We start from the raw sequence: 7,369 nt of genomic DNA, 5'->3' as shown, positions 1-7,369 counted from the left end.
GTTCTCCCGCGAGGCGGAGCTGCGTCGCCATAGAGCTCCAACGCATGGCGTTCGTGGGAAAAGGCGTGTGGTTGTCCGTGTTTCCCAGGAGAACGAAGGAGTTGACCACCGCGATGGACTCGTCGATTCCCCAGGCGATGCCGGGGTTGAACCCCGGGTTCGTCTCGGAGCTGGCGGTGCGCACCCGTCTGGAGACGTTCGTGCCGAGGCCCCGGAGGTTGTTCTCCAGCACCCGCGCCTCTCGTCCGTCCGCGAGAAAGATCAGGTGGTTCACCGTGTAGTTCCTCTGGGAGTTTCTCATGTCGTCCGCCACGTCGCCGAGCGCTGCGGCGTTCTCCACGGCGCGCCGCAGATCGAAGGTGTAGGAGCGACATCCCGTGTAGCTGTACTCGCTTCCCGTCTGGGAGTCGAGGACCGCCGCGAAGACTCCCCTGCTGTTGAAGCCCGTGAGCATGCCGAGCATCCCCACGTACCCCACCATGGCGTAGGAGCGGGTACCGTTTTTCACGACGGTCACGGCGTTCACCCGGGAGAGCTGTTCCTGGCTTCCGGAAAACCACTCCAGATTCCGGACGAGCTGGGTCTTGCCCGTGACGGAGCGGTTGCCCCACACGGCGAGGGCGTTGCAGGCCGTGGCCCGAGCCACATCGGGAACGAGATTGAGGAGGAAGAACTCGTCCACGGAAAGACGGCCGTCGCCGAGCTTGTTCTCCGTGATGAGGTTGTCCGCGAAGCCCTCCAGTTCCTCCAGGTAGGTGGCATCCAGGTTCTTTCGGATCTCCTCGGCACGGGAGAGGAAGAGTTGGTAAAGGAAGTCCGTCCTCTCCGCCAGCTCGGCGAGGTAGGAGTCGAGGGCCGATTCGTACCCCGGAACGGTGACGAGCACCTTTCTTCCGTACTCCTGTCCCACCTCGAAGGGCGAAAAACCCTCGTTGTAGTTCAGCACGATCTCGTAGTAGTTCCCCTTGTTGGTCACCGACACCGCCTTGTCCGCCGGATGCGGCGTACCGCCACCCCCGCCTCCTCCGCCGCATCCGCCGAGGAGAAACAGAGACAGGGCGCAAAAGAGCGCAAGAAACCACATTTTCGATGACGTTTTCACAGTTCCACTCCCTCCTTGATTTCCCCTTCGACTTCCCGGGGGGACACCGCTGCTTCCGCGGAGCGCCGAAGCACCTCCGCGGACGGAAAGTGTTCGGCGCGCCGGAGAAGTGTTTCGCCGAGTCAGTTACGGGAACCACTATCGAAGGTCATTATACCGTAGTATAGTTGGGGAGAGTCGGGGAAAAAACAACGGAAAAATCCGAACCGACCGCTCCCGGTGAATCCGAGCACCCGCGAGCAGCGTTCCGCGTTTTCCCGGTGCGCGCTTCGATTCTGGAGAACCGGCATCCGATGCGACATCGATGCGTCGGAAAGCACGAAGGAGGACGTCTTATGCGTTGCGATCTGTGCAAGGAAAAACCCTGTACCGAAGGAAACCCCTGTGTTCCGAAGGAAAGCCGCTCCCTCTACCTGGACCCGGAATCGGCGCGCATTCTCGCCGTGGGCGCCGAGGTGGAGGCGAAATACTACGGCATGCTCTGCCGCCTGGACGAAATTCTCGAGTTCTCCCGTCGCATGGGCGTTTCCCGTATCGGCCTCGCTTTCTGCGTGGGGCTGGCCGAAGAAGCCGCCGTGGTGGGGGAGATCTTCGCCCGGGAGTTCACCCTTCACTCGGTGTGTTGCAAGGTGGGGGGCGTCAGCAAAAAGGAACTGGGCGTCGTGGGGGCGCCCTGGCTCGGCGAGGCCTCGTGCAATCCCGCCCAGCAGGCGAAGGTCCTCGCCGAGGCGGACTGCGAGCTTGCAGTGCTCCTCGGACTCTGCGTCGGTCACGACATGCTCTTCCACAAGAACTGGACCCGCCCCGTGACGACTCTTGCCGTCAAGGACCGCAAGCTCGGGCACAATCCCCTCGCCGCGGTCTACTGCCCCTACCTGCGGAAGCACCTGGGCCAAAAACCCCGGGAGCGCACCGAGGCGGATTTCTCCTGATACGGTGCGCTGTTTCCGGTTCCACGAGACAGAACAGGCAAAACCGGTTTTGTGACATTTCGCGTTCAGGCGGAAGAGCCGCTTCTTCTTCGTCCCCAACGAACCGCCTCTTCCGCCGCCGTTTTCTCCTTTTCATCCTCTGTCCGGAACCGTCGCTTTTTTTCGCTCCCTTCAGACGCAAAAAACACCCTGTCGTCCGAAGCTTCCCGAACACCGACCCATGGCAGCGCCTGATACGGGCACGGTGCGCCGAAACCAACGAGGCGTGGATGGAGTCCAGCCGCTCCCGCAACATGGAACTGGTGAGCGGACACAAAAAGGCATTCCCGGAAAAACGCGGCTCATCGTCGCAAGCGGCCGCCGAACACCATGAAAACCTTTTTGCGCAGGCGGGGACACACGCAACGCAAACATCGTGCCTCTCCCATGCTCGAAAGAACGCCGCTCCTCCTCCAGACCCGAAAAAACACCGCTCCCCCCCATCCATAAAGAATGGCAGATCGTCTTTGCCCTGTTCCGTCACACACGCCCCGTATCGCCCTTGACGACCGGGGCGCTTTCCTGTAAAACTTGCGTCGGGAGCATATTTTCCTATCTCGTTGCGGAAAAGCGCTGCTGCGATACCGCGACGGAAACGCCTGTGCAAAAAGGCTTCTCTGCGAAGGTGCTCCGAGACGGAAACGAATGGTTTCCCCGTGCATCTGCAGGAAACGATCGTGGAAGAGGAATGACGACGGATGGTACGGGAGCGAATGCGGAGGGAGACTGTTCCTTCCTGCGAAAATTTTTCCCGAAAGAACGCGGAACCGCTGCCACCGCCTTACCAAAACACGGAAAGAAGGAAAATTCCATGAGACGAACACCGTTTCTTCCCTCTCCCCCACCCCCGAAGGGCATGACCGCGACACGGACGGAGTACCGCCGGAACAGTCTCGTCTGATCCTCGGGCCGTTTCATTTCCCCGAAGGAAGAAGAAGGGCCGCAGTGTTTTCTGCGGCACGGGTTCCCCGGAGTTTCTCCGCGGGAACTGTTGGTGGTGTGTTCCTGATCGTACCGCCGCCGCTTCTCTTTCCGCTTTCCTTCTAAGGCAGGCCGGTCTCCCCCGCGGGTTCGACGGGTACCGCTGTTCCGATGCGGTACTTCAGGATGTTCTTTTGTCGTCGAAACGAGGAGTTGATCGTCGTGTCCCGCATCACATCGCTCGTGGGGCTCATCGCCTCCGCACTGCTGCTCATGCTCGGCGTGGGCATGATCATGTCCGTTCTTCCCGGAAAAACCATGATCGCCGCCGGGTCCACCCATGCCGTGGGCTATCTCGCCTCCGCCTTCGCTGTTTCCTATGTGGCACTCCAGGTTCCCGTGGGCATGCTCGCCGACCGGTGGGGTTTCAAGCCCTTTCTCGCCGGAGGATACCTCCTCTGCGCCGGCGCGGGACTGCTCTACTGGAGCGGCACGTCCCTGTCCTTCCTCTTCGCGGGGCGCCTTCTCCAGGGAGCGGGAGAAGTGCCCATCTGGGCACTGGGGCCGGCGCTGTTCGCCGCCCTCTTTCCCGACATGCGGGGAAAGGTCGTGGGGCTCTACAACGCGGCCATTCACCTGGGACTCACCGCAGGCCCTTTCGCGGGACTTCTTCTGAGCAGGGCCGCCGGGGAAGATTCCCTCTTCCTGATCTTCGCGCTGTTGAGCGGCCTGGGAGCACTGCTCGTGCTCGCCACGATCCGCAACACGGACCGGAAAGAGCAGACCGCGACAACGCCGAAGCCGAGCCTCGCGGTGCTCCGCAGGGTCGTCGCGTCCCGAAGCGTCGCTCCAGCGCTGGCGGGCATCGCCCTCTACGGGGCCGGATACGGTCTCTTCATCACCCACATTCCCGGAGACCTCATCGCCGTCCGGGGATTCTCCCCGGAGGGGATGGGCGCGTATTTCACGCTCTTCTACGCCACCATCAGCCTTACCCAGCTCGTGAGCGGCTCTCTCTGCGATCGGTTCGGCACCCGGCGCTTCATGATCGGCGGCTGTCTTCTCGCCGCTGCAGGGATCGGTGGCTTCCCCTTCCTCGGCGACGCCGCCGCCCTGTTCGCTCTCGGCGCCGCCGGAACGGGACTGGGTATTTTCTACCTGGCCTCCCTGGCCTTCGTCAACGAGACCGTCCCCGAGGAGATCCGGGGCGGCATCGCCGGAACCTACTTCTTCTTCTGGGGAGGGGGCTATTTCCTCGGCCCTCTGCTCTTCGGAAAGGCCGTGCAGTACGGACAGGGAACCGGAGCCTTCGAGGCCTTCGCACTCCTTCTCGCCCTGGCCGCTCTGGTACTCCTTCTCTCGGGAAGATCCCTCCCGGAAGAGAACGTGTTCGCGGGAGCAGCGGAGACGGAACAGGCGGAATAGACGGGCAAAACAACCGGCAAAAAACAGGCGACAGAGAGTGAAAAAGGCTCCCCGGACGAAGCCCCTGCGACCTCACTGCGCGCAGATTCCTTTGAGAACAACATGTGCCACCGCAGAGGATTCGTCCAGGGAGCGTCCGAAAAGAAAACGTCCTCTCGGGGACTTTTTCGGAGGTTTCAGAGGCGTATCAGCAGCCCGGCATTACCGGATCATGGGGGAAACGACGCAGACCATGGCAGGAACGGTACGAGCGCGGCCGTCACACCGCGCCGAGGTCCGGCAAGAGCATTCGCGGCAATGCAAGAGGCGAAAAAGATCGGTCCGGCCCCATCACTCCGGAGAAAGCAAGACCGTCGCTTTGAGAATTGAGGAAGCTCCGATCAAGTAGGAATTGCCCCTCTCGCACTCTCGATCGCGTCACGTTTTTCCGAGATCGGCGCGGCATTTTTCAGAGCTTCTTTGAACATTGAGCGAGGACAAAGGAGGAAAACGCCATGAAGGGAAAAGTCGCCGTCGTCACGGGAGGAGGCCAGGGAATCGGCCGATGTATCGCCCGCATGTTCGTCGAGGCGGGCATGGGAGTGGCCATCGCCGAAAAGGACGTGGAGGCGGGAAGTACCGTTCAGGAAGAGCTGTCGCCTCGGGGAGAAGTGGTCTTTCTGGAGACCGACCTGTGCGACGAAAACTCCGTACGAACCATGGTCGCCTCCTGCCTGGAACGGTTCGGCCGCATCGACGTACTGGTGAACAACGCGGGGATCATGTGCGAGAAACCGTTGGAGGAACTCTCACTCCAGGAATGGAACCGCGTGCTCGCCACAAACCTCACCGGGGCCTTTCTCTGCGCCAGGGAGTGCGCCCCTTCGCTCCGGGCGAACCGTGGAAGCATCGTGAACATCGCCTCCACGAGAGCCCACATGTCGGAGCCGCACACGGAGTCCTACGCCGCCTCGAAGGGAGGGCTCGTGGCGCTGACCCACGCTCTCGCCGTGAGCCTGGGGCCGGAGGTGCGCGTGAACGCCGTCAGCCCGGGTTGGATCGAGGTACGGGATTGGAAAAAACCATCTCTGCGGGAGGAGCCGATCCTCACCCCGGAGGAGCATCTGCAACACCCCGCGGGACGGGTGGGTCGCCCCGAGGACGTGGCGGCCCTCGTGCTCTTTCTCGCCTCTTCCCGGAGCGGCTTCGTAACGGGACAGGAATTTCTCGTCGACGGCGGCATGACCAGGAAGATGATCTACCGCTGAGACATTCCGGAACACGTTTCTCGAAACGGCCGTACACACCGGGGGCGGCCTTCGGCGGATCCTTGCCGAAGTGCATGCTGCACGCTCCGCACCCGACTGCCGCGAACATGCCGCGACATGGCGATGCGTGGAAGCAGAGCTGCAAGACAAAAGGGAGACGTGCGGCGGCTTCCGAGTCGAAGGGAGGGGCACCGGAATTTTTTGACCGTTTGACCGTTTCCGTCCAATCGTTTATAAAGAGCCCATGAAACCCTTCGACGAAAAGAACAGCCGCTCGGAAAAACTGCTTGACGCGGCGGGGCGCCTCTTCGCCCGCTGGGGCTACGACAAGACCTCCGTGGAGGAAATCGCCCGGGAGGCCCACATCTCCAAGGGTGCGGTCTATCTGGAGTTTCGGGACAAGGAAGCGCTGTTCCGCGCCGTGGTCTACCGGGAACTTGCCCGGTACGCCGAGGACTGGCTTCGCCGCTTCGAGGGCGATTCCGACGGATGGAGCTTCGCCTCCATGTTCCGCCACAGCATCGCCGCCATGGACGAGAACCGTTTCGTCAAGGGACTGGTGACGCGGGACCGGCAGCTCTACGGAGATTTTCTGAAACGCGACGCGACGTTGGTCTCCATGGCCCTCTCCATGCGGCGGGAACTCTTCGATGCGCTCCAGCAGGCGGGAATCATGCGGCGCGACATCTCCCCGGAAGCGCTCGCCTTTCTCGTGACCACCATAGGGTACGGTCTCATCGCCGGAAGAGACATCATCTCCGAGGAGAACCGCATCTCCCTTGAGGATGCCCTTCAGGCCCTGGCGCTTCTCCTGGACCGGGGACTGGCTCCCGACGGGGAAACGGACAGGGACGCGGCGCGATGTTTCTTCATCCGGGTGACGGAGAAGGCTCGTGCGTCGCTGAAGGAACTGCTCGCCTTCGGAAAGGAGACGAGCACGGCAGGGGCTTCGGCGCAGACGCCATGCCCGGAGACGCCGGAACATACGCAACACCGGGGCATCCGCCCAAGCACCACCGGCGCGGAAACAGCCCCTGCAGGAAGTGACGAGAACCGCGGCGGAGCGCGGGCGGCGGAGGCAAACCAGGCGGCCACACTCGAAAACACGCAGAAGGGCAGTATGCGTACGGACGGCGGCGGGCGCTCCGACGGTGGGGATGCGGCGGTCTCCGAGGCCGAGACGTTCAGAGATCGCACCTTTTCCCGCGCAGGCAAAAACCGCCGCAAGGAAAGGACGGGCACTCCGTCGGGATCCCCCCCGACAGCCCCGGAGAGGAGGCGGGGTACGCGATGACGACGGCCTCGTCTCCCCCGCTCTATCGAGCCCGGGGAATCACGAAGGTCTACTTTCCCGGAGAGGAGACGGAGGTGCGGGCCCTCGCCGGTGTGGACCTTGACCTCCACGAGGGTGAGCTGGCGGTGCTCCTCGGCGCCTCGGGGAGCGGCAAGTCCACGCTGCTGAACATCCTGGGCGGGCTCGACGTCCCCACCGGCGGCACGCTCTTCTACCGCGACCGGAATCTCACGGACGCGGACGAGCGGGATCTCACCCTCTTCCGGAGGGACGTGGCGGGCTTCGTCTTTCAGTTCTACAACCTCATTCCCAGCCTGACCGCCCGGGAGAACGTGGCGCTCATCACGGAGATCGCCCCGAACCCCATGCCCCCCGAGGAGGCCCTGGGTCTGGTGGGGCTCGCGGACAG

6 protein-coding genes are annotated in these 7,369 nt (G+C 62.7%); 5 read left to right on the top strand and 1 reads right to left on the bottom strand.

The window, feature by feature from the left end; translation table 11 throughout:
• The coding region (locus tag Q1K49_RS13515) for a C45 family autoproteolytic acyltransferase/hydolase (protein ID WP_300526508.1) at positions 1-1,102 on the bottom strand (1,102 nt) is incomplete at its 3' end.
• 335 nt (positions 1,103-1,437) lie between these two features.
• Between Q1K49_RS13515 and Q1K49_RS13510 the strand changes: the two genes are divergently transcribed.
• The 5 genes from Q1K49_RS13510 to Q1K49_RS13490 form a co-directional block, all read left to right on the top strand.
• Positions 1,438-2,034 carry a DUF1847 domain-containing protein gene (locus Q1K49_RS13510; RefSeq protein ID WP_300526507.1) on the top strand — a complete coding sequence of 199 codons (597 nt, stop codon included), beginning with the start codon at positions 1,438-1,440 and terminating at the stop codon, positions 2,032-2,034.
• Positions 2,035-3,216: 1,182 nt separating this feature from the next.
• Positions 3,217-4,419 carry an MFS transporter gene (locus Q1K49_RS13505; RefSeq protein ID WP_300526506.1) on the top strand — a complete coding sequence of 401 codons (1,203 nt, stop codon included), beginning with the start codon at positions 3,217-3,219 and terminating at the stop codon, positions 4,417-4,419.
• Between the two features lie 494 nt (positions 4,420-4,913).
• Positions 4,914-5,666, top strand: coding sequence for a glucose 1-dehydrogenase (locus tag Q1K49_RS13500; RefSeq protein WP_300526505.1), 753 nt, complete (start codon positions 4,914-4,916; stop codon positions 5,664-5,666).
• Between the two features lie 244 nt (positions 5,667-5,910).
• On the top strand, positions 5,911-6,960 hold the full coding sequence (locus tag Q1K49_RS13495; RefSeq protein WP_300526504.1) for a TetR/AcrR family transcriptional regulator: 1,050 nt from the start codon (positions 5,911-5,913) through the stop codon (positions 6,958-6,960).
• Positions 6,957-7,369 (top strand): ATP-binding cassette domain-containing protein (locus tag Q1K49_RS13490; RefSeq protein WP_300526503.1); only part of this gene is annotated, 413 nt, incomplete at its 3' end. The genes Q1K49_RS13495 and Q1K49_RS13490, both read left to right, overlap by 4 nt.

Source organism: Aminiphilus sp. (genome assembly GCF_029975095.1).
Lineage (GTDB): Bacteria > Synergistota > Synergistia > Synergistales > Aminiphilaceae > Aminiphilus.
Note: the sequence above shows the minus strand (reverse complement) of the source record. Positions and strands in the feature narration are given on the sequence as shown.

Excerpts from the sequence above, each read along its gene's own strand:
- Q1K49_RS13510 (WP_300526507.1), top strand. The coding sequence starts at position 1,438 with ATGCGTTGCGATCTGTGCAAGGAAAAACCCTGTACCGAAGGAAACCCC.
- Q1K49_RS13500 (WP_300526505.1), top strand. The coding sequence starts at position 4,914 with ATGAAGGGAAAAGTCGCCGTCGTCACGGGAGGAGGCCAGGGAATCGGC.
- Q1K49_RS13495 (WP_300526504.1), top strand. The coding sequence starts at position 5,911 with ATGAAACCCTTCGACGAAAAGAACAGCCGCTCGGAAAAACTGCTTGAC.